The organism is Streptomyces sp. NPDC005775 (assembly GCF_042871565.1).
In the GTDB taxonomy this organism is placed as follows: domain Bacteria; phylum Actinomycetota; class Actinomycetes; order Streptomycetales; family Streptomycetaceae; genus Streptomyces.
The window spans coordinates 521,104-546,446 of sequence record NZ_JBIAIU010000001.1 but is presented as its reverse complement, the minus strand read 5'-3'; the positions used below and the strand labels follow the sequence as shown (position 1 = coordinate 546,446).

The following is a 25,343-nucleotide window of genomic DNA, read 5'->3' as shown; positions in this document are numbered from 1 at the left end:
AGGGGGCGGCCGGCCGTGGATGCGGAGCCGGTTGAGGTGTGGGGCCGGCTCAGGTGCCGGCTGCCGTACGGATCAGCGCGCGCACCCGGCTCGGTGAGAGGGGGCCGCGGCGCACGACCACGCCGAAGGGGCGCAGCGCGTCCTCGACGGCGCCGGCGAGCACCGCCTGGGGCGCGATCGCACCGCCCTCGCCGAGTCCCTTGACGCCGAGGTCGTTCATGGGGCTCGGAGTGAAGATCTCGTCCATGTCGAGGTCGGGGATCTCCGAGGAGGTGGGCACCAGGTAGTCCATGAACGTGCCGGTGCGGGGCTGACCGTCGGGGCCGTAGACCATCTCCTCGTACAGTGCTCCGCCGATGCCCTGCGCGATGCCGCCGGTGACCTGTCCCTCCGCGATCATCGGATTGACGATGTTGCCCGCGTCGTGGACGACGACGTAGTGCAGGATCTCGATCTCGCCCGTGTGTTCGTCGACCTCGACGACAGCCGCGTGCGCCCCGCTCGCGACCGCGAAACCGGGCGGACGGAAGTGCACGGTCACGCTGATCTCCGTGCCGTGCCGGCCGTCCGTGGGCTCCGGGGTGCCGGGCAGGGGTGCCTTCCCGGCCAGTTCCGCGAGGCTGATGGAGGGGCCGCCCGGCTCCTGCGCCGACACGATGCCGTCGCGCAGGCCGAGGCCGCCCGCATCGGCACCGAGGCGCCGGGCGGCCGCTTCGACGATCCTCTCGCGGACGAGGAGGCCCGCCCGGTGGGTGGCGTTCCCGGCGTTGACCAGGGCGCGGCTGGCGATGGTCCCCACGCCGAACGGGGTGGCATCCGTGTCGCCGCCGACCACGTCGATGACGTCGAGCGGTACTCCGATGGCGTCGGCGGCGATCTGCGCCATGGAGGTGCGGTGCCCCTGCCCCTGGGACGGGGCACCGATGGCGAGCCGTACCCGGCCACTGGGGGCGATGTCGATGCGGGCCGTTTCGAAGGGGCCGAGACCGGTTGCCTCTATGTACATGGCGAAGCCTATGCCGATGTGCCTGCCGTCACGGGCGCCCTCGCGTTGCCGGTCGCGTACCCGTTCGACGTCGGCCTTCGCCACGGCGCGGCGCAGGAGTTCGGGAAAGTCCCCGGAGTCGTAGGACTGTGGACTGCCCGAGCGGTCCACCAGGCCGGTGGCGTACGGCATCTCCTCGGGCCGCACCAGATTGCGCGCCCTCAACTCCTCCGGAGCGATGTCCAGTTCCCCGGCCAGCCGGTCCATGGCCCGCTCCATGGCGAAGACCGTCTCCGGGCGTCCGGCGCCCCGGTAGGGCGTGGCGAAAGTGGTGTTGGTGAGCACGCCGACGACATCGATGTGCACGTTCGGCACGCGGTAGGGGCCCAGCAGATGGCACAGCGAGTTGTACGGCACGACCAGGCCGGTCATGTTGTACGCGCCGAAGTTGACGGTGATCCGGTCGCGTACGGCGAGGAGCCGGCCTTCGGCGTCCGCCGCGAGTTCGATGTGGTGGATCTGTTCGCGGGCGTGCGAGGAGGCGGTGAGGTTCTCGTTGCGGTCCTCGCGCCAGAGCACGGGGCGGCCGAGACGGCGAGCGGCGTGCGGTACGAGGAGTTCCTCGACGTAGAGGATGCCCTTCTGGCCGAAACCTCCGCCGACGTCGGCGGCGATGACGTGGACCGTGGCGGACTCGAGGCCGAGGGTGTGGGCGATGGCGTCCCGCAGCCGGTGCGGGGTCTGGGTGCCCGACCAGACGGTCAGCCGGCCGCTGTACGGGTCGACCTGGGCCGAGATCGCACGGGTCTCGATCGGCGAGGCGACGTACCGGTGGGCCTCGAACCGCTCGCTCACCACGGCGTGCGCGCCGGCGAACGCCTCCTCCGGATCCCCGACGCGGGCGGCGACGGCGACCGCGGTATTGTCCGGGAGGTCCTCGTGCAGCCGGGTCGCGCCTTCGGACAGGGCGTCTTCGGGGTCGACCAGCACCGGCAACGGGGCGTACCGCACCTCGATGAGTTCCAGCGCGTCCTCGGCGAGGTAGCGGTTCTCGGCGAGGACGACGGCGACGGGCTGGCCGACGTAGAGGACCTTCTCGCGGGCGAGCAGTGGCATGGGGGTCATCCGGACCAGCGGATCCAGGAGATCGGCGAGGCCCGGCGGGGTGCGCAGCTCCTCCTTGTTCAGCATCGCGGGAAGATCCGCCACGTCGGCGCCGGTCCACACGGCGACGACGCCGGGTGCGGTCAGGGCCGCGGTGACGTCGACCGACTCGATGCGGGCATGGGCGTGCGGGCTGCGCAGAAAGGCCGCCTCGACGGCCCCGGGGAGGGCGATGTCGTCGACGTAGCGGCCGTTGCCGCGCAGCAGCCGGTCGTCCTCGACGCGTGGGACGGAACGGCCGATCCAGTTGCCGTTGCCGGGCCGGTCACCATCGTGGGACATGCGGGTCACTCCCCGAATCGCTCGTCGAGTGCCTGGCACACGGCACGGCGGATGTTGCGGTAGCCGGTGCACCGGCACAGGTGCCCGCTGAGCGCGTCGGCGACCTGTTCCTCGTCGGGGCGCCCGGGCTGCTCGGTCAGGGCGGTCGCCGTCATGACGAACCCGGGCGTGCAGAAGCCGCACTGCATGCCGTGGCACGCGTGGAATGCCCGCTGCACGGGGGTGAGTGGGGCGTCGGCAGGGGCCAGGCCCTCGACGGTGCGGAGCACGGCTCCGTCGCACTGCACGGCCAGGGTCAGGCAGGCACGCACCGGCTCGTCGTGGACGAGGACGGTGCAGGCGCCGCAGACGCCGTGTTCGCAGCCGACATGGGTGCCGGTCAGGCCGATCCGGTCGCGCAGGAAGTCGCTGAGCAGCAGCCGCGACTCGACCTGGGCGGTGACCGGCCGTCCGTTGACGGTGAGGCTGATCCGGTGCCAGGCGGAGGGCTCGCCGAGCGGCGGTGTGCGCGCGACGAGCGGGGCGGGGACGGGCGGTTTCATCAGCAGCGCTCCCAGGCGGTGGTGCAGGCGCGGACGAGGAGGTGGGCGGCGCCCTCGCGCCGGTACTCGGCGGTGGCGTGGACGTCGTCGGTGGGGGTGAGGCAGGACAGTGCGGTGCGGGCCGCGGCGGCGAGGGCCCGTTCGCCGACGTCGCTGCCCAGGAGCGCTTCCTCGGCGGCGGGCAGACGTACCGGGACGGGGCCCGCGCCGCAGAAGACCACGCGGGCGGCGCGGGCGGTGCCTGCGGCGTTGTCCCTTTCCAGGACGACGGCCACGCCGACGGTGGCGAAGTCGCCGTGCCTGCGGGTCAGTTCCTCGAAGGCCCAGCCGTGGTGGGCGGGGAGCGGCGGGAACACGACCTCGGTGAGGAGCTCGTCCGCTTCGACGGCGGTCGAGAAGGTCGCGACGAAGAAGTCCTCGGCGGCGACCGTACGCGTGCCCCGCGGCCCGGTGATCACGAAGCGGGCGCCCAGGCAGAGTGCCGCGGTGGGGAGTTCGGCGGCCGGGTCGTGATGGGCGAGGCTGCCGCAGACGGTGCCGCGGTGGCGGATCTGTGGATGCCCGATGTGGCCGATCGCGGCGGCCAGGAGCGGCCAGCCGTCCCGTACAGCGCCGGCTGCTGCGGCGTGGGCCTGTCGTACGGCGGCTCCGATGTGCAGATGGCCCGAAGCGTCCACGGAGAGGCGGCCGAGTTCAGGGATCCGCGTGATGTCCACGAGCAGTCCGGGCCTGGCGAGACGCATGTTCAGCATCGGAATCAGGGACTGGCCGCCCGCGACGACCTTGGCCTCCCGTTCCTCATCGCTGAGAAGGGCCACCGCTTCGCCGACGGTGCGCGGGGCGGTGTAGTCGAAGGATGTGGGTTTCAACCCGCTGCCACCGAACCTCTCGTTTCGTCGTCACACCGTGGCGTTCGGCACGGGCGACTTATCTAGTACCTGAAATGATTTACATTAAAGTTTCTTCTTGGCAAGAGGTTGTCCGAAATTTCACGGCCCGCGGAGGGCGATATGCGACATGTCATCGATCAGGCGGCCGCCTGGCAACGCTCCGGAACCCGCTTCGCCATGGCGACCGTCGTGCGGACCTGGGGCTCGGCCCCGCACGGTCCCGGTGCCTCCATGCTCGTGTCCGAGGACGGCCGCGTCGTCGGCAGCGTCTCCGGGGGCTGTGTCGAGGCCGCCGTCTGCGCGCTCTCCGAGGAGGTGCTCGCGGGCGCGGCCCCGGTGCTCGAACGCTGGGGAGTCGGTGACGAGGATGCCTTCGCGGTGGGGCTCACCTGCGGGGGGACGATCGAGGTGCTGGTCCGCGAGGTGGGTGCGGACGTTCCGCTCGGCCGGCTTGCCGACGACATCGCGGCCGGCGTGCCGGTGTCGCTGGTCACGGCGGTCGACGGCAGTGGCTGCCTGGTCGTCGGCGGCGGGAAGGTGACCGGTTCGCTGGGTGACCCTCGGGTGGTCAGGGCCGCGACGCTGGCCGCCGAGGGCATGCTCGGCCGCGGTGCGGCGCTCGTGGCCGGCGTGGGCGACGAGGCCATCGGCAGTGCGGCCTGCGCGCCGGGGCGCGGGCTGCTGGTGCAGTCCTTCGCCTCCCGGCCTCGCCTGCTGGTATTCGGTGCGGCAGAGTTCGCCCGGCCCCTGACGGACATCGGGGCCACACTCGGGTACCGCGTGACGGTCTGCGATGCCAGGCCCGCCTTCGCGACGGCCGCGCGCTTCCCGCAGGCGGAGGAGGTCGTCGCCGAATGGCCCGACCGCTGGTTCCGTGCCCATGAGGATCTCGTCGACGTCGCGACCGCGGTGTGCGTGCTGAGTCATGACCCACGGTTCGACGTGCCGGTTCTGGCCCTCGCGCTGCGCAGCAGGGCCGGATATGTCGGGGCCATGGGGAGTCGCCGGACGCACGAGGACCGGATGGCGCGACTGCGCACGGCGGGTGCGACGGACGCGGAACTGGCGCGGCTCCGCTCGCCGATCGGGCTCGACCTGGGAGGGCGGGGCCCTGAAGAGGTCGCTGTGTCGATCCTGGCCGAGATCGTAGCCGTGCGGCGGGGCGGCACCGCGCTGCCGCACGCGTCGCGGACCGGGCCGGTGCACGCAACGTGACTGTTTTTGAACAGCTGTTTTAATGAACGACCGTTCAATTTGAACACTCGTTTAGTGTGGACCGAGTGCATCCAGACGACAGCGACCGTCGACGGTCGGCGACGAGCCCCGCGCAGGGAACCGGCCGGGAGGCAGGGCTGTCCGGGCGCCCGTCGCAACGCCGCCCCGGCTCACACGACCCGGAAGGAAATCGTCGTGCGGTCCTCGGAGCGGCCCGGAGGCTGTTCGGCGCGCATGGTTACCGAGGTGTGAGCGTCCGCGCCGTCGCGACCGAGGCGGGAGTGACCCCCGGCCTGGTGATGGCGTACTTCGGTACGAAGGACGGTCTGTTCCGCGAAGCGGTGGGTGGCGGGTCGGGCGTCACCGGCGACGTGCTGACTGCCACGGCCGCCGGTGCGGACGAACTGCCGGCGGCGCTGGCCCACGCCTACCTCGACCGGTGGGACCGCCTGCCGGCCGACGATCCCTGGCCCGCGCTGATCCGCTCGGCGGTCAGTCACCCGCCGAGCGCCGAGCTCCTGCGCACGATCTTGGAGAAGCAGGTCGGCGAACCCCTCAAACGCCTGCTCGGCGACGCCGCCGAAGCGGAGGTACGCGCCGCCGTCATCCGGAGCATCCTGTTCGGCGTGATCATGGAGCGCTACCTCTTCGCGCATGAGCCGGCAGCCTCCGTTCCCACGGCGGAACTCGCCCCGGCGCTGACGGACGTGCTCGTCACCGCTTTCGGTGACGCCCTCGACGCCGTGCCCCCACCCGCCCCGCCCGGCGCGGCCGACGGCGGGGGCGCCGGGCCGGCCGCCCCGGACGCCGCGACCACTTCCATGCCCGTACGCACCACGGACGTTCGGGCGGAGCCCGCGGGCACGGCGGCAGGCGAGCGTCCCACCGCCCTGTTCGCGCGACTGAACGAATGTGCCGCCGTCCATCAGGAGCTGATCGGCAGAACCGTCCGTGAGTACGGCATCAGCCTGCCCGCCTTCGAGGTGCTCGCCGCCCTCCGTGATGCGGGCGAGCCCTACCGACGGACTACGGGCGAGGTGGCAGCGGCCGGCAGGGCCCGTGCCGGTGGCCTCACCCAGCACGTGGACCGGCTGGAGGCGGCAGGTCTGATCCGGCGGGAACGCGACGCGGACGACCGCCGGATCATCCGGCTGTGCCTCACCCCCGAGGGCCTCGAACTGGCCGACCGGGTCTGCGCCGTCCGGTCGGCCCAGGAGCAGGAACTGCTCGCCGGACTGGGCGCGGCGGACCGACGCCGGCTCTCCGGCCTGCTCGTTGCTCTGGGCGAGAGCCTCGAAGCCGGTGTTCCGGAGCGTTGACGGCTTGGCGTCATCCGGCCTCGGGGCGGACAGGCGCAGCCGCTGTCGGTAGGCCTGGTCGTCCTGAGTGCCGGCACGGTGATCGGTTTCGCTTCCGTGCGCCGGGAGGCTGCCTACAGGGAGGCGTTCCGGCTCTGCGCGGGCGGAAGGGCCGGGTCGGGGATGAGCAGCCACGCGACGAGGGTGCGCCAGCGGTCGGGCCGGTCGGTGTCGCGAGGCCCGACGAGATAGACCTCCTCGACGAGGGAGTGGGGGCGCAGACCGTTCCGGGCGGCGAAGGAGCCCACGGCGGCGTAGGTGAGGTCGAGATCGTCGTGCCTGCCTGCGTGCGTGGCGACCGCGGCGGTCCGCCGGGGCAGCCGGAGCTCCCGCACGGTGTCCGGTGATCCGGGCGGCAGCGGAGAGTCGGCCGGGAGGTAGACGGTCGCGCGGCCGTGGCCCTCGGTGAAGAGCGTGTGCTCGTAGCGGCCACCCGGCGGAGCCACCGGGCGCCCGCCCACGGCCCCGTCCAGTTCCCTCATCGCATCGCCGTACCAGCTGAGATCGGCACCGGCCCGGACATCGAGGGACACGGCGAGAACGTGCTGCGGCGGAAGAACCTCCAGATCCACCACCCGCTCGGCGTCCGGGTCGAGGATTTCCCGGAGCGCCTGCACCGCGCGCTGGGTGCGGCCGAGCCGGTCCTCCAGCCGGCGCAGATGAGCGGTGACCACCCGTTGCGCCGCACCATGAGCGAGTTCCTCACCGTCGGACTCGGCTTCGATGAAACGCCGCAGGTCCGCCAGCGGCAGGTCGAGCTCGCGGAACCGCTTGATGGTGAGGGCCGGCCGGACCTGCGTGAGCGCGTAGTAGCGGTAGCCCGTGGCCGGGTCGACCTCGGCCGGGACCAGAAGGCCCTGCTCGTGATACCGGCGCAGTGCGCGGATACTCAGATGCGTGATCCGGGAGAATTCTCCGATGGTCAGCTGTTCGGCCATGACGTGCTCCTGGTGGTACGTGTGCGCGCCGGTTCGGGGCCCGCACTCAGGCAGTGATGTCCAGCAGGGTGATCTTTCCCCGCTGGTCCCGTTCGAAGGTGAAGCGGAGGTCGACCGGGCTGCCGGGGAAGTCACCGCGGATCTCCGCCGCAGCCTGACACGCGGTGGCCGTGCCCGTGACGTGCCTCAGGGTGTAGCGCACGGAAGGCCCTGCGCCGTGCCAGCGGCGCACGGCGGTGAGCCCGTGGTGGCTGCGGCCGTCGTCGCGTACGACGACGGCCTCATCGAAGAGCGCGAGGTACCGCTCGGGGTGGTGTGCCGCCGCGGCGTCGAAGTACTCCTCGGCGAATTCCACGATGTCCTGCATAGCCTTCTCCTGATGCCTGATGCCTGATGCCTGATGCCCGATGCCTGCGCCGGTCGGCGTACGTGTGAGTGGAGTGTGCGGACGGGAAACGGGCTCAGACGGCCCGGACGGTACCGCCGTCCACGACGTACTCCGCGGCGGTGACCGCGCCCGCCCGATCCGAGACCAGGAAGGCGATCACCTCGGCCACCTCCTCCGGTTCCGCCGGCCGTCCCAGAGGAATGCCGCCGAGGACCTGCATCAGCTCGTCGAGAGCGGTCTTCCGGGAGACACCGCCCTCGCGCATCCGGCGTGCGAGGAGGTGCTCGGCACCGTCGGTGCGAATGAAGCCGGGGGCCACCGAGTTGACCCGCACGCCGGCCGGCGCGACCTCGTTCGCGAGCCCTTTGCTGTAGGTGGCCAGGGCGCTCTTGGCGGCGGCGTACGCCAGCGTCGAGTCGTACAGCGGCATCCGGCGCTGGATCGACGTCACGTGCACGATGGCGCCCGACCCGCGCTCCACCATCGCGGGGAGCAGCGCACGGTCCAGCCGGACCGCCGGGTACAGGTTGAGTGCCAGCTCCCGCGCCCACAGGTCCTCGTCGAGGGCCGCGTACCCGCCGGCGGGAGCGGCAGAGCCGCCCACCACATGTACCAGAACGTCCGGAACGCCGACCGCGGCAACCGCGGCGGACGCGGACGCGACACCCTCGGTTGTGCTCAGATCGGCCTGTACGAAGAGGGGATCGGCCACCCCCGGCGGCGTACGGGCCACGGTGATCACCCGCCCCCCGGCGTCTCGGAGCCGCTGAGCCGTCGCCAGCCCGACCCCCTTGCTCGCGCCCGCCACCACGGCGAGGCGCCCGTCGAAATCGTTGTCGCTCATGGCCCCGACCCTGGACCCTCTCCCGGGGAGAGACTCAAATCGACCGAGAGCCTTAGGGTCGTGATCATGACGAACGGATTCAGTGACCAGTTCCTGCTCGAGGTGGAGCGGCACACCGTCTGGGGTGCCGCTCAGCTCGAGGTGCTCATGGAGTTCCTGCCCGAGGCACCGTGGAGCGCGGACTTGCCGACGTGTTCGTACCAGCAGGGGGAGGTGCGGCTACGGGTCGGTGTCCTTGGGACGTACGACATGGAGAGGGCGTCCTGGCTGTGGGGCTGGGCGAATCCGGGGCTCGGCGGGAGCGAGGTGGTGGCGCTGTCCGCTGCCGTGGCACGGTACGGGCAGGCGCACGGGATACCTGAGTTCACCACGGAGGAACTCGATCTGTCCGGGTTCGACGATCCTCGGCGGGCCGCCGAGATGCTTGCCTTCGGGGGGATGGGCGTGGCCAACGCTCCCGGGTACATAGGGCAGCCCGCCGGGCCCGGCACACAGGTCTACTTCCTGCCCGACGACCCGAAGGTGCCGAGTGCCGAGCTCGATCCGGTCGCCCTGCCGCGCGTGCTCATGGCGGGGGTCTCACTCATCGGGCGTTCGCCGCGGCAGGCCGTGACGGGATATTTCGAGCACCACGGGGTACCGCAGCGCGTGGAAGGTGACCGGCTGATCGCCGATCTGCCGACCGGGAACGCAGCCGTCGTTTCCTTCGACCGGTTGGGGCGGATCGGCAACATCCGGCTCACGGTCACCAGCTGACCCGGGTGCCGTCGAACGGCGCCGCCGACCTCGGTGGTGCTGGACGCCCATAGCGCTCATGCTGCCGCGTTCTTTGGTGGGCGGGCACCACAGGTTCTGGGTGTTCGAGGCCGATTACCTGTTGATCGAACACCTAGAAATCTGTGTCGGCCAGGCTAGACATTGAGTGGTGTCATAGTTATGGTTTCTCTCGTAGCCAGAGAGACGGCAAGGCCCGGGCAGGGATGAACTGCCGGGCAGTACGTGCGGTAGAGATGGCTGCGGTTCGCAGGACGGTTCGGTGGTGGAGTTCCGGAGCCAGGGTGTTGCAGGACGGCGACGGGGCTGGCGGCCGGACCGGGTGGCCCGTGGATCAGGGGCCGCCGTGCAGCAGTATCCGCAGGTGCGGTGTGCAGTACCCAGCAGTGAAGTCAGTGAGCGGCAACCTCGGTGAAGGCGTCGGCTGCGGACGCGCGCATCGAGAGGTTCGTCAGTGGGGTTCCAAGCCGGAGCGGATGCAGGACGGGCGACGGGGCTGGCTGGCGAAGAGTGGCGCTGTTTCAGGCCACGCAGCAGTACAGCGTCAGGTAAGTGATCGATCCCAGAGGGAAGAAACGGAGGAGCTGGGCGCCATCAGGATCGCCCGGGCGGAATGACAGAGCCCGGGTACCGCAGGACATCGATAGTGAGGTGGTCTCCGGTCAAGCAACCGCGATCCCCGCACCCCGCAGGCAACACGCTCGGGCATGCGGAAACAGAAAGCCGGCACGGCATCACGTGCCGGCGGATGGTGTAGCTGTTCCTTCGGGGCCCTGGTGCCATGTGGCACCAGGGCCCCTCCACGCGTTCCACAGAGAGGTGCAAATGACAGCAGATGACTCGTTCGGCCGTCTCGACGACGACGACTACCCGGCCTACACCATGGGCCGGGCCGCCGAAATGCTCGGCACCACCCAGGGCTTCCTCCGCGCCATCGGCGAGGCCCGCCTGATCACCCCACTGCGCTCCGCGGGCGGCCACCGCCGCTACTCCCGTTACCAGTTGCGTATCGCCGCCCGCGCCCGGGAGCTCGTCGACCAGGGCACCCCCATCGAGGCCGCCTGCCGCATCGTCATCCTCGAGGACCAGCTTGTAGAAGCCCAGCGCATCAACGCCGAATACCGCGAGGGTGTCAGGCCGACCGGCACGGCGAATGCCTGATCGGTGACCGGCACGTACGCCGAACGGCACTGGTGCACTGGAGCCGCCCCAGCCGTCCCCGGCGGTCGCCGAGGCAGCCGGAATGAGGCTCCACGGCAGCCATGGCCAACGGGTGCGAGGACTGCGGCAGGAGCGCCCGCGTTGACGGTCCGGTCGTGCGGTGATCCGATCCGGCCGTAATCGGCCGCACGCGAACCCGGCCGGCCGACGCAGTCACCGATTCAGATCGCAACGTGTACCCGTGGGTGGGGCAGGTGCCTAACTGCCGGCCGGACCGGCCTCCGCCCACCCCGCGCCTGCCCTGCTCGTTCCGCCGGAGTGGGTCGCCGCCTGGGAAAGCAGAGAGGGGCCCGGCACTCGGTGCCGGGCCCCTCTCTGCCATCATCGCGGCCCAGGGCGAGGGGCGCGGGGCCCGATTGCGGCGGCCTCAGTGGCCGAGGGCGTCCTTCGCCTTCTCCTTGGCCTCGCGGGCGTCGCCCTTGGCCTGATCAGTCCGGCCCTCGGCGGTGAGGCGGTCGTTGCCCACGGCGCGCCCGGCGGCTTCCTTGACCTTGCCCTTGGCCTGCTCGGTCTTGGCCTGGGTCTTTTCGTTGGCAGCCATGTCACTCACACCTTGCTGTGATCGACTTCAGGGACAACCAACGCCTGACCCGCATGAGCTTGTTCAAACATCACAGGCAGATTCCTGCCGGGAAAACGTTGATGCACCGGTCTGGGTGGCTGTCGGTCGGAGCAAGGGCCGCACGACTCGGCGAGCGAGCCGACGGCCCTCCCTCGTATGACGGCCGCGCCCTCACGGACGTGTGGCTGTCTGCCGCGTCATGCCGTACACGTGAGACGTCGGCCTGGAGGACGACGTCTCACGTCGACCAGGCACGCATCCAGGGGACTGAGGGCCGGCCGGTGCCGCCCCAGTCCCCGGATACGGGCGCGCCCGTCAGGTCTGCGGGCGGCTGCCGTGGTTTGCGCCGTTCTTGCGGCGGGCCTTCTTCTTGCGACGTCGCTTCGAGGACATCAAGCTCTCCCTGATCTGCATCGTTCGAATATTTCTACCTGTTTGTCGCCTGCGGCGATCACAGACCCCATACCCACTCGAACGGTGAAAAACTCTTTCGGCACGTGTGCCTGAGGGATGTCTCAACGGTCCGCCACCGTCCGCTCGACCCGCATCCCCGATGCGCCGACCTGCACGGATCGGCGAACTGGGGCCACGATCCCGCAAGGAGTCCCGCTGTCGCCCCGCCGCCGTGCGCCGCACGGCGGCGGCGGGCGTGCCCCCATACGCTGGTGGCGACGGCATGGACACAAAAGCCCCAAGCCTTCGCTGCGCTTCAACGGTCTGATGACGGCTCAAAGACCACGCGCTCGACGATGGGGGACAGGGCAGGCTCATGATCGACGCTTGCTGGAGCAGGCGCGATCGCGGCGAGTGGCGCCTCGGCACGGCACGACAGACACGACGGACCAGCGGGATCGCGGCAGCGAGCACCCGCCGCCGTCGCAGGGCCAGGATGGGACAGACGCGTGAATCAGCGGCCGGAGGAAGACGGGTCGGGAGCGCCCCGGCAGCTGCCGCTTTTCGGGTGGTCGGCCACCGGCGCGGAGCAGGCCGCACGCCCGGCGTTCCGGGACGGGCCGGAGGCCCGCCGGATGCTCGACGTGCGAGAGATCTATGCGGAGCCGGCCGCGCTGGATTCCCCGCGCGGCCGGCAGATCATGGCCCGGCTCCCAGGAGTACGGGTGACCGAGGTGGAAAGCCACTGGCGTATTCCCGCGCTCCACGGCAACGAGGGGAACATCGCCCGCTGGGTCCGCATCAAGACCGACACGCTCGTCCTCGGTGTGAAACACACGCTGCGGACGCGCCCCAACGGCAGGTCGGCCGACTGGATCGCCCCGGGCCCGTCGAACGGATGCGCAATGGCCTGCGCCTACTGCTACGTCCCTCGCCGCAAGGGCTACGCCAACCCCATCACGTTGTTCACCAACATCGAGGAGATCGTGGCCCATGTCCGCCGCCACGTGCGGGCCCAAGGCCGCAAGACGGAGCCCAACCAGTGCGATCCGCAGGCATGGGTCTACGACATCGGTGAGAACGGAGACTGTTCCGTCGACGCTCTGGTCTGCGACAACACGGCAGATCTCATCGCAGCCTTTCGCGGCCTGCCGACGGCGAAAGCATCCTTCGCGACGAAGTTCGTCAACCCCGACCTGCTCGCGCTCGACCCGCAGGGCCGTACCAGGGTGCGCTTCTCCCTCATGCCTCAGTACGACGCCCGTTTGCTCGACATCCGTACCAGCTCGATCGACGAGCGGATCGCGGCAGCCGCCGACTTCTTCGACGCCGGCTACGAGGTGCACTTCAACCTCTCACCCGTAGTCCTGCGACCGGGATGGCAGCTGGACTGGGCCGAGCTGCTCAACCGGCTCGACGACGTGCTGCCTGCCCGCGTGAAGCGCCAGGCGGCCGCCGAGGTGATCATGCTGACGCACAACGAGTCGCTCCACGAGGTGAATCTGGGTTGGCACCCCCGCGCGGAGGAGGTGCTGTGGCAACCGGAGATCCAGGAGACCAAGCGCTCGCAGAACGGGGCCGTCAACGTGCGCTACTCCCTGGCGATCAAACAGGCGGCGCTGACCCGGCTTCGACAATTGCTGTCCATTCATGCGCCATGGCTGCACGTCAGGTATGCCTTTTGAGTGAGATGCAGAGCCTGCTGACGCGCTGGAGGCATTTGCACCCTCTGACGGCGCCTTGCCTCCCTCGGTCGCCCGGCCCGGTGCCGAGCCCGCTTTCCGGGGCAGCGGCGTGTGCATGGACCTGGCCCGCTCGGGCACACGAAAAGCGACCCGAGCTCCAATAGGCACAAGCCCCGCCTGTCCGAGCCCTGCGGCCCCACCAGCCCCTGCTGGTGGGGCCGACCCAAGCCCGGACCGCTTCGTGGGCCCTGCCACTCGTACGGCTGACCAGGCCCTGTCCGATGCACGCGCGGTGCCGGGGCCCTCACCCGGGGAGTACGGAAAGCTTCCTGAGGCGGGCGTGGCCGGTGCTCCAGTCCGAGACGTCGAGTGCTACGTAGCGGGCGGTGGCGCCGACGGTGAGACCGGTTTTGGTGCCGCGGCCGCGCAGCGGTCCACCGGGCATGTAGGTCACGCCGTCGTCGCTGAACTCGACCGTCGCCCTCGGCACCCTGCCCGTCGTCCACTCCGCGAGCACGCGCTCGACGGGTATGACGGAACCGAGGTCCACGACCATCCGCGCTTTGGCGGAGCCCGGGGTCCAAGAGGTCCGCGCGTCGCCGTCCACCGCAGCCGACGGGTCCGACATGCCGGCGGGCCGTGGTGCGTTCGGGAACGTGTCACATCCCAGAGCGGCGTCATTGAGCGGATAGGGGACGACATCCCGTACCGACACCGTCGCGGTTCGCCCGTGGCGCAGACGAACCTTCGTGCGTCGCCCGTTGTGCGCCGTCACGAGCAGGTCGCACGTCGGCCCGGTCAGCCGCAGGGTCGCGGCGTCGACCACCTGAGCCCGGAGACCTGTAGGCACCGCGTGCCCCGTGGCCGGAAGCAGGGTGAACCTGGCCGCGGCGACCATGGCACTCGCTCCCTTCAGTTCGACCTCGAAGTCTGTGCCTGAGGCAGTCACCGTCTGAGAACCGGCGTAGAGAGTGGTGCCGGTCCCTTGCCGGGGGAGGGCCACCACGGTCTTCACGGCGTCGGGGGAGAGGTTGAACAGACTCAGGTGCCCGCCGGCGGTGCTGGCGTGCACGGAGGGGTTCTCGGCCTGTGGGGTCTCCTGGGATGCGGCCGCCTTCAGCGCGGTGGGATCTCCCGTCGGGTGGCCCTCGACGGTGAGGGCCTCGGCAGGACCGTCGGAGAGCACCACCATGTCCCCGTAGACGGCGAGCGGATGGGCGGCGCCACGGACCACCAGCCCTGCCCTTCCGTCCACGGAGAGCCATCCTCCGCCACTGGTGAGTTCGGCCTGCGGGAAGCGGGTCAGCTCGGTCCAGTGCTCTCCGTCATCGGACCCCTGCACCTGGTACCTGCTCGCAGCGGCGGTCTCCCAGGCCAGGGTGACCTGGTCGAAGGCGACGCTGCTGCCGAGGTCCACCGTCAGCCAGCTGTCCTGGCGGTTGCGTTCGCTGACGGCCACGGCCCAGCGGGTGGTCCGGTCGCCGTCCAGAACACTGGCTGCCTCGCGACCCGGCGCCGCCGACGAGGCGGTGGCGGCGGCGCCGCGGGCGACGTCGACACCGTCCGCGCCGTCCCGGACGGAGAAACTGTAGAGGGAGTACCCGTACTGAGGGTGTCCGGAGACGCCTTGCATCCGGACGAAGCGGTGCGAACCGCGAGCCAGGGCAAGGGTGTCAACCCGGGGTCCGGCCCCGCCCGAGGTGTTCCCGCTGTCCTTCGATTTCACCTGCACCGACCCCTCGGCCGAGGTGTACGTGCGGCTGCCGTCCAAGCCCGCCAGTCCCGGCATCGTCAGGTTGTGCATCTGCAGACGACCTTCGCCCGCGCCCGTACCGCTCGTCGCGTAGACGACCGCACCCGACGGGAGGGTGGTGAACCCCGCGATGCCGGTGTCCAGTTCGAGTACGGAGGCGGTCGCGTCGAAGCCGTCTCGGACCGTGCGGTACGTCGTGACCGAGCGTCGCAGCACCTTGCCCCCGGTCGAGGGCAGGAACATCGGGGTGGAGCCGCTCAGCGCGAACAGCCAGTCGTCATGTGCGGGCTGCCAGGCGAACTTGACGAAGCCCGGCTTGCTCACGGAGGCCGCCCAGGCGGCCGGCGTCTGCTGGACCACCAGGCCGGGGCCCTCGGCGAAGTCCCGTACCCCGGAGGCTTGCGCGTAGAACTCCGCGTCGGACAGCGGTATCACAGCACCACCGTTCACCGCCCGCCACCTGTGCAACAGATAGCTGATGGCGATCTCGGCCCGGGCCTCGGGCTCGTACTTGGCCTCACCCGAGAACTTGGCGAGCCGGTACTCCGGCGCGTACGCCTGGTAGGGCCCGAGCCGCTTCGCCATGGCCGCCTCCGCCCAAGCGGCAGCACGGTCCCCGGTCACCTGCGCCAGGAACGCAAGCGGGATCACATCGCGCCCGTAGAGGTGCTCGCGGTCGGCGACCATGGGCATCAGCGGTTCGCCCGCGTCGCTCATCACCATCAGCAGAGTGCGCCACAGCGGCCCCGCGTTCGGCTGCGCGGTCAGGACCTGCGGCAGAGGCCGGCCCGCGGCGATGAAGTGGGCGGCGTTGCGACCCGACGTACGCCACAGCTCCTCCTGGTAGTGCGGGCCGAAGGAGTTGTGGTTCTCGACGATGAACGTGTCGTAGAGGTTCGTCGCGGTGTTCGTCAGGACGGCGACTCCGTCGACCAGGGCCGGATTGGCCAGATCCGCCGCGGGCAGCCCCGCTTCGTTGCGGGTCCAGCGGCCGAAGGCGGCCGTCCACTCGTCGTGCCGGGGATCGGTGTGGGCCCAGGCGAGGCCCGGTGCCAGCGATTGGGCGTAGACGCCCATCTCCTCCAGCTTCGTGTCACCGACGAAGCCGCCGTTCAGCCCGTTCGGCGTCCAGCTCCCGGAGGCGGGGTCGGTCCTGCTGCCGAGCGCTGTGGTGTATTGCGCCTGTTCGCGGGCGATCGTGTCGACATTCTGCTGTGTGACGGGATCCAGCTGGTCCCAGAGCAGCCGAGCGGCCAGCACGAAGTACAACTGGAAGGTCGTGTCGAAGAACAGCGTGCGGCCCCACTCCGTGCCGCCTGTGAGTCGATTGGAGGCCGCGAAGTGTTTGATGGTGGTCAGTGTGCGGGAACGCAGCTCTTCCTTGCCGATGCCGGCGACGGCGGCGTCGTAGGTCCCCTGGGTCAGGAGCACGGCGTTGCCGAGGACCACCGCGAAGCCGAAGTCCTTGACCGTGTAGTGCCCGAGCGCGGAGTCCCACTGGGTCTCCGCCCAGCGCGTGTGCGTCAGCAGTACCTGGTAGTAGGTGTCTGCGATGCTGTCCCGCTCCTCACCGTCGCGGTGAGGACCGCCGGTGGCGACGGACGGGGCGGCTGCTGCCACATCTGGGAGGGCCAGTGAGCCTACGGACAACAAGCTTGTCAGCCCTGCGAGTTGAATGAACCTGCGGCGATCGTAGGAGGCAGGGGTGTCAGGCATGAAGTCCTCCGAGCTGTGACAACGTTGTCAGATCGGGCCATCCTTTCCGTTGCCTCGGCCCCCGTCAAGGGCTCTGTCCAGTGGTGACGTGACCCCGTCAAGGCTCTGCCCAGTGGTGACGCGGCCACGTCCGTGATCGGAATGCCCCGGCCGAGAGCGTCGGACGCGAAGTAGTGCCGGAAGCCGTACATACCGAGTCCGTCGACCGCGGGAAGCCTCTCGAAGAGACTTCGAATCCGCCGGCGCTCCATCGGCTCCGTGTGGCTACGTATCGGCAGCTCTCCAGATGGGCCGAGAGCGGCCTCATCCACGAACTCGGCCCGGGCGCCTCTGCACCGCCACTGCACGGACCCCAACACGCCTTGCATGACCTGCGAAAACGTTAACTCCCGGCCGTGGGGCAAGGCCCACCTTCCCGGGAAACTGCGTGGAGCCCGAGCGGCATCGCCGAGGTGAACGGGCTGCGACTCCCGGTGACTCGCGGAGCGCTGCGACCACAATTGTCCGGCGCAGCCGGTTGATCATGGGCCGGTCGAACCCTCCGATGCGGCCGTTCAGCCCGGGATGCGGCATGCCCGACGGGCGCGAGCTGCGGCTCCGGCGCTGGTTCGGGCCCCCGATGCCGCTTCGATTCGTGCGCCCGACCGGTACCCGTACAGGAAGATCGAACCGACCGTTGCCCACCGCCTGCGGACGAACAGCGTCCCAGTAGTCAGATCGCCAATTCGAACAGGTGGAAGCGATCGAGGTCGGTTCCTTCGTAGTGGAGCACGTGCTCACCCAGGTCGGTGAACCCGTAGCGCCGGTACAGTTCGCGGGCCGGGATGTTCTCGACGTACGTGTCGAGCCGGAGGGTTCGGCAGCCTCGGGCTCTCGCCTCCTCGACGGCCGAGTGCACCAGGTGACGGGCCACGCCCTGGCCGAGGTGGTCGGGAACGACACCGAGCGCGTGGACGACCAGTACCTCGTCGTCGGTGGCGTTCACAGACCATTCGGCCGTTTGGTAGGCGTCGGGTGCCTCGTGGTTGAGGACGACGACCCCGGTGATCCCCTCGTCGGTGGTGGCCAGGTACAGCTCCCCGGCTCCGATCCAGTCTCGTACCTCTTCGGGGGTCGGATGGTTCTCGGTGTGCCAGTGCGGGAAGTCGACGGTCTCGGCGAGGTGCTTGATGATGCGGCGATACGCGTCCTGGGCTGCCGCGGTGTCAGCGGTGTCGGCCCGGCGGAAGTCGAGTGCCATCCTGTCCATCCTGTCGTGACTCTTCCTGATGCGAAGAGAAGAAACTTGGGCACGGCCGCGCGTCAGTAGACGGGCCGCTCGGGTTCGGTGACCGCGGAATCGATCAGGCACGGCACGCCCGGCCAATGGCTGACCGGCGGACGCCACCCGGGACGATCCCTCCGCAGTCAGGCGGTCTGCTTGACCTTGGCCGACGCGGCGAGAGCCGATCAACTGATTGTGAAATCCTGCAATCGTGATCACCCTGCGCTTCACCGAGTCGGCCGAGGAGGACGTCTCCTTCTCCCTCTCGCCGCTGCTCGAAGCGGTCCACTCCTGGCACGTACTCACCGACCCCGGACACCATGCCTTGCACGTGCCCTGGGTACGGCGATGCCGCCGGCTGCCCGCCGCTCTGCGCCGCCGGATGCGCGAGAACGGCTCCGTCGTAGCCGACTACGTCCCCGGGTTCTTCGAAAGCCTGGCCGGAGACCACGACGCCGACTTCGCGGACCAGCTCGCAGCCGTACGGACACTGCCGCCCGCCCTGCTGGCAGCCGAACTCGCACAGACCCTCATCGACACCACCCGCTACACCGGACACCGGCTCGTCGAAGACCCCGCCGTCCGCGATGCGGTCCTCGCCGGCCTTCGCCAGACCGACACCGCCGGAGCGGCGCGGCTGGACGGCATCCTCACCGACCCCCTCGCCGTCCTGGAAGACACGCTCACCGTCCTGGAGGACTACTGGAGCGCCGCTTTCGCCGACGAGTGGGAGCGCGTCGAACCCTCCCTGTACGAGTCGATCGCCCGCGCAGGCGCCCGGATCGCCCACCAGGGCCTGTTCCCGATGCTCCGCACCCTCGCCCCCCAGATCCGCGTCGACCCCGGACGGCGGACACTGCGGCTCGACCGCCCGCACGACCACGACATCACCATCACCCGCGAACACCCCGTGACGTTCACCGCGAGCCACTACGTCTGGCCCCACGTCCGCGTCACCTGCGACAACCCCTGGCCCCTGCGGATCACCTACCCCGCCCTGCCCCTCGCCCCCGCCTCGGCCGCCCGCCCCACCAGCCAGGAAGACACCCTCACCGCACTCCGTGCCCTTGCCGCCGCCCCGCGCCTGCAGATCATCACCCACCTCGCCGCCCAGAGCCGCACCACCCAGGAACTCGCCACCCTCCTCGGCCTCTCCGCGTCCGTAACCTCCCGCCACCTCCACCAGCTCACCCAAGCCGGACTCACCACCACCCATCGCGAGGGCTACTACGTCCTCTACACGCTGAACCCCACCCGCCTCGACCAGATCGCCACCGCCCTCACCACCGTCACCCCCAGGCACGAAGCCTGAGTGAAGCGAACGCCGCTGCTTCGCCCTCCTGGCCGAGGGTGCCCCGGACCACGAGTGATTCCACGCCGACTGCACCCCCGGCTACTGCAACCGCGAAGGGCGCGGCCGGCCGAATGACCCGATCGATCGCCCACCCCCACAGTGCGTTTGCCTTCCACGAACTCCTGACGCGATGGCGGGAAGAGCGTCCCTGGTCGAGATCCTCCGGACCAGGCCTGCCGCACCTACCTAGCCACGCCGGGCGGTCCGGGGACCGCGCTCGCGGGTCCGTGACGAGTCGGTGGTCAAACCCCTGATCAGCTCGGGGTTGTGGCGCCGGTGCCCAACTGCCGCTCGATCTCCGCGGCCGGGAACGGCGTCTGCTTGCTCTCGGTGAGCAGACGGCGGAAGAAAGAGCCCATGACGACGGCGGGGCGGGCGTGCCGGTCGATGATGGCCGTGATCTCGGGCGGGATGTCGCCAGGTCGCCGACCCGCGATCCAGTCGTGCAGGAAGACTTCGCGTTCCGTGTCACCGCGCACGCCGTCGAGCACGTGGTGGTGGAGCAAGTGGTTCGCGGTGTAGCAGCGGTCGTACGCAAGGTGGTCCACGAGGAAGTGGGACTCGTCCGCCGAAAGGTCGAAGCGGGAACTCAGGGCAAGCCCGAAGTCAGCGAAGTAGAGCTGGTGGCCATCGGTCAGGATGTTGGCAAAGTGAGCATCGAAGTGGACAAGTCCGCGAGAACTCATGAAGGCAGTTCCGCGCATCAGGGCTTCCTCCACCCAGGGGAAGGGGGAGCCGTCCCCGCCTTCGGGCACTGCGTTCTTGCGGTGGTCGGCCAGCCATCCGGCGAGTGTGTGCGACACGTGCTCCAGGAACAGCACCAGGCTGTACGAGGACTGGCCGATGGCCTCCAGCCGGTCACGAACGGCGGGTGATCCTTCCCAGTGCGCGACGGCCCCCTCCAGGCCCCCGAACTGGTCGGTGAATCCTTCGGGAGGGGAGCCGGGCAGAACCCGCCAGTGGTACATGAGGGGGAATCCCACATACGCGTCGCCTATAACCCAGTTCGTGGTCATGGTGTGCACGGCAAGCTCCCGCCAGGCACCGAACCCGGCCGAGCCCACCCCGTACTGGTAGAACATCGGCAGTTCGAAGACGTTTGCCGTCGACCGCACGTTCTCCGGGAGCAATTCGGTGTCCGTCAAAGGGATCTGCTTGACGAAGACGCGCGTTCCGTTGATGTCCAGCTCTGCCGACCTGCCGCCGATGCCCGACCCGAGCGGGGTAGCGGCTGCCACGATCTCCCCGAGCCGATGGTCGCTCAGCAAGGAGAGCTGAGTGCTCACGGCCCCGTAACCAGCCAGGCGCGCGGCGTACGGCACATCCTGGTTCAGCATCGACGGCTCCTCGGTGTCCGAACCATGGCTTCGGCAATTCCAGGGCGGCACCGACCTTACGCTGCGAAGGTTAGCCACTGTCATGAACGATCCTTTCGAATTGCCGCCCAGCCGTCGACATCTAAAACGTTGTCTCACGTGGCAAGTTCTATCGGCTTCGTGCGGCAGCTCAGGGCACTGGCCATGGCCGGACCTCGGCTCTTCCGGTCGTTGCGGTCCACGTACGGGATCTTGAGGCCGCGAGTAGCCCATGGCAGGCTCATGCCGCATGATCGATGAATTCGCGAAGGACAACCTGCACGGGAGACTGCGTCGGGACCGCGAGGCGCTGCTCTGGAAGCTCGACGGCTTGTCCGAATACGACGCCCGCCGACCTCTGACGGCGACCGGGACCAACCTTCTTGGCCTGGTCAAACACGTGGCCACCATCGAGGCCAGATACTTCGGTGAGGTCTTCGACCGCCCTTCCCCGGAACCGCTGTCCCGGTGGCAGGACTCCGACGGCAGTGATCAGTGGGCGGCTGAGGACGAGACCCGCGATCAGATCATCGGGTTCTACCGGCGCACGTGGGAACACTCGGACGCGACGGTCAACGAGCTTCCCCTTGACGCCCCCGGTCACGTGCCGTGGTGGCCGGAGCCGTATGCCAACACGAACCTGTTCGCCGTCATGGTCCACGTCCTCGGCGAGACCAACCGGCATGCCGGGCACGCCGATATCCTGCGCGAAGACGTCGACGGCCGAACTGGGATGCGGCCCGAACACGAGATACAGATCGACGAGGAAGCCCGCGACGCCCACTACGCGAAGATCGAGCAGGCCGCCAGATCGGCCGCATCGGTGCGGGCAGGAAGGGGGCTCGCTGACCGGGCCGAATCCGGTCGATCGCGGTAAGAAGGGCGGCAAATTAACGTGCTGTCCGAGGGGCAGGGCCTGCCGCTGGTCGTGGCGGTGTCAGGTGCGAACCCGTACGACGGCCAGGCGTACAAGGCGCTCATCCTGGGGATACCGGCCATCCGCTCCCGGCGCAGACCCGCCGCAGCCGACCGGTGAAGGTCCGCGCGGATAAGGCGTATTACTCCGCGGAACGGCTGCGCCGGCTCCGAGATGGCCGCCTCGTTCCTCGGATCGCCCGGCCCGGCATCGAGTCCGGTGAGCGCTGTTCTGGCACGAGCTCACCCACGGGCGAGCGGCGGGCTGCAGCTGGGTGACTGGTGGGGCGGCCTGGTACACCGTACAAGGGATGATGGGGATGAGACGACGGAACATGAGGTCAGGAGATTCCATGGCGAAGCGGGTACACCGACCCCGTGAAGATGCGGAGTTCAATTTCATCCTCGGGATGAGCGGAGTTCCGGTCCTCGCCTACTTCACCGGCACATGGCCCAAGGCAATCGAGCCCTGCCGGGTGATGGACCTCGTCGTGGATGGCATCGCCGACGACTACGCGAGCCGTCTGACGGCCGTCCGCGCCGACATCACGCGTTGTCCGGCCGCAACCGAGCGATACGGGATCACCGGAGCCCCGTCCTACGTCCTGCTGAAGGAGGGAGAGGTGGTGGCGCACGGCAGCGGGCCTGTGACGATCACCGAGATACGGAAGTTCTTGGACGGACACCTCTGAGCGGCCGCTGCGGTGACCTCCGGAAACGCCAGGGTCATGTCCGTACCCCGCCCGGAACGCATCATCACCCGCCCGTCCGCAATACCGGGGCAAGAGCGCCCGGTAGCCGTCCCACTTCGGCTCCGCGGCGTGCTGGACTGTCCACCGCGGCAGCGAGCATCGGCTCCGGCAGCGTCCAGTCCATGACCGACACCTAGTCACCGCTTGGGCGGAGTCCGTTGGTCCCCCGCCCGACGGGCGCCGTCCTGCCCTGTGCAAGCAAGATGGGGACAGGACAGCCCGAGTTGTGTTACGCCACGACGCGCCGCCTGAGGCGGCATCGTTGTCGCCTCACGGCCCGGAAGTGGCGAGCTCCCCCCGGCGCATTGCTCTGGAGGGGGCCGGGGGGAGCCCAAGAGCCGCCGGCCCGGAGGCCGGCGAGCCAGCAGGCGTGGTTCACCTCGCCCAGTGCTTTGCCGCGCTGATCCTGCGGGGCTCAGGCTGCCTTGAGCGGGTGCTGTCGCAGGACCGTCGGAATGGTCGGCCCTGGCCGTCGTAGGCGAGCATGCATTCGCGGAGTTGCTCGACGAGGTCCTGGCGGGACTCGAACTGCCTCGAACTCGCCTCCGCGCAAAAGCCGGCGGGCCAGGATCGAGAAGAAGGGTCGGAGCATGCGGGCGATGACGGCGTTCGCGGTGCCACGTGCGCAGGCCAGGACGACATGCGCTCGCTGCACCCGCCGCCAGCGGCGCTGTTCGCGAGCTCGCCAGTTCTCGTAACAACGCGAGCTGGTCACTGTTCCAGAGCACCGCGAACGGACTGGACGACGTCGTCCCCACCCTCCCGAGCTTCTTGATCACCACGGAGGGTGGCGTCGCTGACCTGCGCCGGAGCGGTCGATGCCGGGCCGGGCTGGCAGGGGGTACCGGTGTCCATGGATGCGGAGGCACTGGCGATGACCGAGTCGAGCCTGTCTCGCGTGTGCGTGAGATCGACGATGTGCTGGTCGATGTGACCGCGCTCCACAGCCAGGCGGTCGAGGAGTTCGGGCGTGGCCTTGCCGTCGATGACGCATGGCGTGAGCTCGGCGATGGTCTTGCTCGACAGGCCGGCGGTGAACAGCTCTCGGACCAGGAGAATCCGGGCGACCGCGGTTTCCGGGTAGTGGCGCTGGCCGGCTTTGCTGCGTTCGGCCGTGAGCAGGTTCTGCTCCTCGTAGTACCGCAGGGCCCGGGTGCTGACGCCTGTGCGGCGGGCGAGTTCCCCAATGCGCATTCCGAGCTCCAAGTGATCTATGCCACAACGCCTTGCCTTTGACGTCAACGTCAAGTTTTAGCGTAGCTGACACGACCCCGGGGTTTTCGCCCGATACGTCACGGATCAACGCCGGACGCATCCTCGACCTCAAGATCACCTGACCCGCCACGCGCACCACACCGGAAAGAAGCGCCCACGTGACCACCCACCAGGCGACCGGCCTCACCGGCCCCGCTCCCACCCCGACCGTGACGGTCAAGCCGATCGTGCTACCCGCCCCCCGGCGCGGCCAGGACCTGCACGTACGCGTTTCCGCACCGCTCACTGGCACACGTCTGCCGATCGTGCTCTTCGCACACGGATTCGGGTCCGACTTGGACGGCTACGCGCCGCTGGTCGACCACTGGGCCTCTCACGGCTTCGTGGTGATCCAGGCCACGCATCTCGACTCCAAGCGGGTCGCCATCGCCGCGGACGACTCCCGCAGGCCCCACCTATGGCGCTACCGCGTGGAGGACATGAAGCACATCCTGGATGAGCTCAAGCCGCTGGAGGCGTCCGTGCCCGGGCTGTCCGGCCGGGTCGACCACAGCCGCATCGTCGCAGCGGGCCACTCCTTCGGAGGTCAGACCGCCGGAATCCTGGTAGGTCTGCGCGTCACCGACCCCCAGACAGGCACCGCCGACGACCTGTCCGACTCCCGGGTCATGGCCGGCATCCAGCTGGCCACGGCAGGCGAGGGCGGCGACGCACTGACCCCTTTCGCCCACGAGAACCTTCCCTGGCTCCGCGACCAGGACTTCTCCCACATCACCGCCCCCGGACTGGTGGTTGTCGGTGAAAAGGACGATCTCCCGCTCACCACCCGAGGGCCCGCATGGACAAGCGACCCCTACACCCTCAGCCGCGGCAACAAGAGCCTGCTCACCGTCTACGGCGGCGAGCACTTTCTCGGCGGCATCTCCGGCTACCGGGCAGCAGAGACCACCGACGAGGACCCCAACCGCGTCGCCCTCGTCCAACAGGTCACCCTCGCCTACCTGCGCCACATCACCGGCATCGACCACACCGACTGGCAGATGGCCCGATCCGTCCTCGCCGACGCCCACGCGCTGGGGCGGCTGGACAGCAAGTGACCCTCGGCGGTTGAAATACGCGCCTTCGTCCGGCCAGCGACCCTCCGTAGGATCAACGCGGGCCGGCCTGGTGCCGCCGCATGTCCGACGGCGTCAACCAGTTCACCACCGGCTGCGTCGAGCCACGGCTCAGCCTCCTGCCGGCTGGCGAAGTGGACGCCGGCGGGCTTGGGGCCGGTGGGGAAGCCGCTGGGCCCCAGTCGCTGGTGGTGCGGGCCGCGTCCAGGTACCGGCCGCGCGGCTGGTGGCCGCCTCGTGCCGGTGCGGACTCCGCGACGCGGCGGGCGTGCGGACGCACCAGGTCGTACGGTCGGTAGCGGCCCGGCCGGGGCTGCCGGACAAGGCTCGCGTCGACCAGGCTCTCCACATACGTCGGTCGGGCACAACGCTCCCCGAGACGGTCGAGGCGCTCATCGCCGAACTGCGAGCGACCCGGACGACCGCAGTCATCGTCCATCCCGATCCGACCGCGATCTGGCTCGTACAGCAGTGCAGCGATCCGGGGGTACGCGTTCCTGACGATCTGGCGGTCGTTGCGTACGACGACGAAACGGCCGGGCTCGCTTACCCACCGGTCTCAGCGATCCCGCCACGAAGCAGCTCGTCGGTAGTCCCGCCGTCGAACTCCTTGTCGCCCGGCCGACCGAGGGCAGGCGCGATGAGGTCGGCGTCGATGACGGC

At 69.6% G+C, this 25,343-nt stretch carries 21 protein-coding genes and 3 pseudogenes; 12 read left to right on the top strand and 12 right to left on the bottom strand.

The features are described 5' to 3' along the window. Nucleotides 1-49: 49 nt before the first annotated feature. Genes ACFYPA_RS02455 through ACFYPA_RS02445 form a run of 3 tightly spaced genes read right to left on the bottom strand, consistent with a single transcriptional unit; the run spans nt 50 to nt 3,842 of the window. Entirely contained in the window at nt 50-2,431 is a 2,382-nt protein-coding gene (locus tag ACFYPA_RS02455; protein ID WP_389128954.1) for a xanthine dehydrogenase family protein molybdopterin-binding subunit, read from the bottom strand. A gap of 5 nt (nt 2,432-2,436) precedes the next feature. After that, nucleotides 2,437-2,973, bottom strand: coding sequence for a (2Fe-2S)-binding protein (locus tag ACFYPA_RS02450; RefSeq protein ID WP_359082045.1), 537 nt, complete (start codon nt 2,971-2,973; stop codon nt 2,437-2,439). Further along, nucleotides 2,973-3,842 (bottom strand): xanthine dehydrogenase family protein subunit M, encoded by an 870-nt coding sequence (locus ACFYPA_RS02445; protein WP_359082044.1) that lies wholly within the window; start codon nt 3,840-3,842, stop codon nt 2,973-2,975. The genes ACFYPA_RS02450 and ACFYPA_RS02445 overlap by 1 nt, the downstream gene beginning before the upstream one ends. A 141-nt stretch (nt 3,843-3,983) precedes the next feature. Between ACFYPA_RS02445 and ACFYPA_RS02440 the strand changes: the two genes are divergently transcribed. Continuing rightward, the gene (locus ACFYPA_RS02440; protein ID WP_359082043.1) at nt 3,984-5,078 is read left to right on the top strand and encodes an XdhC/CoxI family protein; all 1,095 of its coding nucleotides are present in this window, start codon (nt 3,984-3,986) and stop codon (nt 5,076-5,078) included. A gap of 56 nt (nt 5,079-5,134) precedes the next feature. Continuing rightward, entirely contained in the window at nt 5,135-6,397 is a 1,263-nt protein-coding gene (locus tag ACFYPA_RS02435; protein ID WP_359082042.1) for a TetR family transcriptional regulator, read from the top strand. 113 nt (nt 6,398-6,510) lie between these two features. Here ACFYPA_RS02435 and ACFYPA_RS02430 read toward each other — a convergent pair whose 3' ends face one another. From ACFYPA_RS02430 to ACFYPA_RS02420, 3 genes are all read right to left on the bottom strand, one after another. Further along, nucleotides 6,511-7,374 carry a MerR family transcriptional regulator gene (locus ACFYPA_RS02430; protein WP_359082041.1) on the bottom strand — a complete coding sequence of 288 codons (864 nt, stop codon included), beginning with the start codon at nt 7,372-7,374 and terminating at the stop codon, nt 6,511-6,513. Nucleotides 7,375-7,420: 46 nt separating this feature from the next. Continuing rightward, on the bottom strand, nt 7,421-7,741 hold the full coding sequence (locus ACFYPA_RS02425) for a nuclear transport factor 2 family protein (protein ID WP_359082040.1): 321 nt from the start codon (nt 7,739-7,741) through the stop codon (nt 7,421-7,423). A gap of 94 nt (nt 7,742-7,835) precedes the next feature. Next, nucleotides 7,836-8,606, bottom strand: coding sequence for an SDR family oxidoreductase (locus ACFYPA_RS02420; protein WP_359082039.1), 771 nt, complete (start codon nt 8,604-8,606; stop codon nt 7,836-7,838). Between the two features lie 66 nt (nt 8,607-8,672). On the opposite strand from ACFYPA_RS02420, the gene ACFYPA_RS02415 reads away from it, so the two are divergent. Then, a complete protein-coding gene (locus ACFYPA_RS02415) occupies nt 8,673-9,362 on the top strand; it encodes a DUF6882 domain-containing protein (protein ID WP_359082038.1) in 690 nt (229 codons plus the stop codon). An 843-nt stretch (nt 9,363-10,205) separates the two neighbouring features. Further along, on the top strand, nt 10,206-10,541 hold the full coding sequence (locus ACFYPA_RS02410) for a MerR family transcriptional regulator (RefSeq protein ID WP_389128947.1): 336 nt from the start codon (nt 10,206-10,208) through the stop codon (nt 10,539-10,541). Nucleotides 10,542-10,968: 427 nt separating this feature from the next. On the opposite strand, the gene ACFYPA_RS02405 is transcribed toward ACFYPA_RS02410, so the two are convergent. Continuing rightward, nucleotides 10,969-11,142, bottom strand: a complete 174-nt coding sequence (locus ACFYPA_RS02405; protein ID WP_359084216.1) for a CsbD family protein — start codon at nt 11,140-11,142, stop codon at nt 10,969-10,971. A gap of 336 nt (nt 11,143-11,478) precedes the next feature. Next, complete coding sequence (locus ACFYPA_RS02400) at nt 11,479-11,556, bottom strand: 50S ribosomal protein bL37 (protein ID WP_371604899.1); 78 nt, start codon at nt 11,554-11,556, stop codon at nt 11,479-11,481. A 509-nt stretch (nt 11,557-12,065) separates the two neighbouring features. On the opposite strand from ACFYPA_RS02400, the gene ACFYPA_RS02395 reads away from it, so the two are divergent. Beyond that, complete coding sequence (locus ACFYPA_RS02395) at nt 12,066-13,241, top strand: spore photoproduct lyase family protein (RefSeq protein WP_389128944.1); 1,176 nt, start codon at nt 12,066-12,068, stop codon at nt 13,239-13,241. Between the two features lie 304 nt (nt 13,242-13,545). On the opposite strand, the gene ACFYPA_RS02390 is transcribed toward ACFYPA_RS02395, so the two are convergent. Together ACFYPA_RS02390 and ACFYPA_RS02385 are read right to left on the bottom strand one after the other, a co-directional pair. Continuing rightward, the gene (locus ACFYPA_RS02390; RefSeq protein WP_389128941.1) at nt 13,546-16,710 is read right to left on the bottom strand and encodes a discoidin domain-containing protein; all 3,165 of its coding nucleotides are present in this window, start codon (nt 16,708-16,710) and stop codon (nt 13,546-13,548) included. Between the two features lie 712 nt (nt 16,711-17,422). Continuing rightward, nucleotides 17,423-17,950: a GNAT family N-acetyltransferase gene (locus ACFYPA_RS02385; RefSeq protein WP_389128938.1), complete on the bottom strand. Its 528-nt coding sequence runs from the start codon at nt 17,948-17,950 to the stop codon at nt 17,423-17,425. 235 nt (nt 17,951-18,185) lie between these two features. Between ACFYPA_RS02385 and ACFYPA_RS02380 the strand changes: the two genes are divergently transcribed. After that, nucleotides 18,186-19,286 (top strand): DUF5937 family protein, encoded by a 1,101-nt coding sequence (locus ACFYPA_RS02380; RefSeq protein WP_389128935.1) that lies wholly within the window; start codon nt 18,186-18,188, stop codon nt 19,284-19,286. A gap of 22 nt (nt 19,287-19,308) precedes the next feature. Continuing rightward, nucleotides 19,309-19,518 (top strand): annotated as a pseudogene (locus ACFYPA_RS02375) (monooxygenase); the annotation flags it as partial. 64 nt (nt 19,519-19,582) lie between these two features. Here ACFYPA_RS02375 and ACFYPA_RS02370 read toward each other — a convergent pair. Next, nucleotides 19,583-20,665: a protein kinase family protein gene (locus ACFYPA_RS02370; RefSeq protein WP_389128933.1), complete on the bottom strand. Its 1,083-nt coding sequence runs from the start codon at nt 20,663-20,665 to the stop codon at nt 19,583-19,585. 268 nt (nt 20,666-20,933) lie between these two features. Here ACFYPA_RS02370 and ACFYPA_RS02365 point away from each other — a divergent pair, with 268 nt between their 5' ends. The 3 genes from ACFYPA_RS02365 (at nt 20,934) to ACFYPA_RS02355 (ending at nt 22,290) form a co-directional block, all read left to right on the top strand. Further along, nucleotides 20,934-21,560: a DinB family protein gene (locus tag ACFYPA_RS02365; RefSeq protein WP_389128930.1), complete on the top strand. Its 627-nt coding sequence runs from the start codon at nt 20,934-20,936 to the stop codon at nt 21,558-21,560. A gap of 18 nt (nt 21,561-21,578) precedes the next feature. After that, the gene (locus ACFYPA_RS02360; RefSeq protein ID WP_389128928.1) at nt 21,579-21,719 is read left to right on the top strand and encodes a hypothetical protein; all 141 of its coding nucleotides are present in this window, start codon (nt 21,579-21,581) and stop codon (nt 21,717-21,719) included. A 232-nt stretch (nt 21,720-21,951) separates the two neighbouring features. Next, on the top strand, nt 21,952-22,290 hold the full coding sequence (locus ACFYPA_RS02355; RefSeq protein WP_389128925.1) for a thioredoxin family protein: 339 nt from the start codon (nt 21,952-21,954) through the stop codon (nt 22,288-22,290). Nucleotides 22,291-23,175: 885 nt separating this feature from the next. On the opposite strand, the pseudogene ACFYPA_RS02350 reads toward ACFYPA_RS02355, so the two are convergent. Then, a pseudogene (locus tag ACFYPA_RS02350) lies at nt 23,176-23,544 on the bottom strand (MerR family transcriptional regulator); the annotation flags it as partial. A gap of 179 nt (nt 23,545-23,723) precedes the next feature. Here ACFYPA_RS02350 and ACFYPA_RS02345 point away from each other — a divergent pair. Further along, complete coding sequence (locus ACFYPA_RS02345) at nt 23,724-24,662, top strand: alpha/beta hydrolase family protein (protein ID WP_389128922.1); 939 nt, start codon at nt 23,724-23,726, stop codon at nt 24,660-24,662. Between the two features lie 70 nt (nt 24,663-24,732). After that, nucleotides 24,733-25,194 (top strand): annotated as a pseudogene (locus ACFYPA_RS02340) (substrate-binding domain-containing protein); the annotation flags it as partial. Nucleotides 25,195-25,343: the final 149 nt, after the last annotated feature.

Bases quoted from the DNA above. Each gene is read 5' to 3' on its own strand.
- ACFYPA_RS02455 (WP_389128954.1), bottom strand. From the start codon at position 2,431: ATGTCCCACGATGGTGACCGGCCCGGCAACGGCAACTGGATCGGCCGT.
- ACFYPA_RS02450 (WP_359082045.1), bottom strand. From the start codon at position 2,973: ATGAAACCGCCCGTCCCCGCCCCGCTCGTCGCGCGCACACCGCCGCTC.
- ACFYPA_RS02440 (WP_359082043.1), top strand. From the start codon at position 3,984: ATGCGACATGTCATCGATCAGGCGGCCGCCTGGCAACGCTCCGGAACC.
- ACFYPA_RS02430 (WP_359082041.1), bottom strand. From the start codon at position 7,374: ATGGCCGAACAGCTGACCATCGGAGAATTCTCCCGGATCACGCATCTG.
- ACFYPA_RS02425 (WP_359082040.1), bottom strand. From the start codon at position 7,741: ATGCAGGACATCGTGGAATTCGCCGAGGAGTACTTCGACGCCGCGGCG.
- ACFYPA_RS02420 (WP_359082039.1), bottom strand. From the start codon at position 8,606: ATGAGCGACAACGATTTCGACGGGCGCCTCGCCGTGGTGGCGGGCGCG.
- ACFYPA_RS02415 (WP_359082038.1), top strand. From the start codon at position 8,673: ATGACGAACGGATTCAGTGACCAGTTCCTGCTCGAGGTGGAGCGGCAC.
- ACFYPA_RS02410 (WP_389128947.1), top strand. From the start codon at position 10,206: ATGACAGCAGATGACTCGTTCGGCCGTCTCGACGACGACGACTACCCG.
- ACFYPA_RS02405 (WP_359084216.1), bottom strand. From the start codon at position 11,142: ATGGCTGCCAACGAAAAGACCCAGGCCAAGACCGAGCAGGCCAAGGGC.
- ACFYPA_RS02400 (WP_371604899.1), bottom strand. From the start codon at position 11,556: ATGTCCTCGAAGCGACGTCGCAAGAAGAAGGCCCGCCGCAAGAACGGC.
- ACFYPA_RS02390 (WP_389128941.1), bottom strand. From the start codon at position 16,710: ATGCCTGACACCCCTGCCTCCTACGATCGCCGCAGGTTCATTCAACTC.
- ACFYPA_RS02385 (WP_389128938.1), bottom strand. From the start codon at position 17,950: ATGGCACTCGACTTCCGCCGGGCCGACACCGCTGACACCGCGGCAGCC.
- ACFYPA_RS02370 (WP_389128933.1), bottom strand. From the start codon at position 20,665: ATGCTGAACCAGGATGTGCCGTACGCCGCGCGCCTGGCTGGTTACGGG.
- ACFYPA_RS02365 (WP_389128930.1), top strand. From the start codon at position 20,934: ATGATCGATGAATTCGCGAAGGACAACCTGCACGGGAGACTGCGTCGG.
- ACFYPA_RS02355 (WP_389128925.1), top strand. From the start codon at position 21,952: ATGGCGAAGCGGGTACACCGACCCCGTGAAGATGCGGAGTTCAATTTC.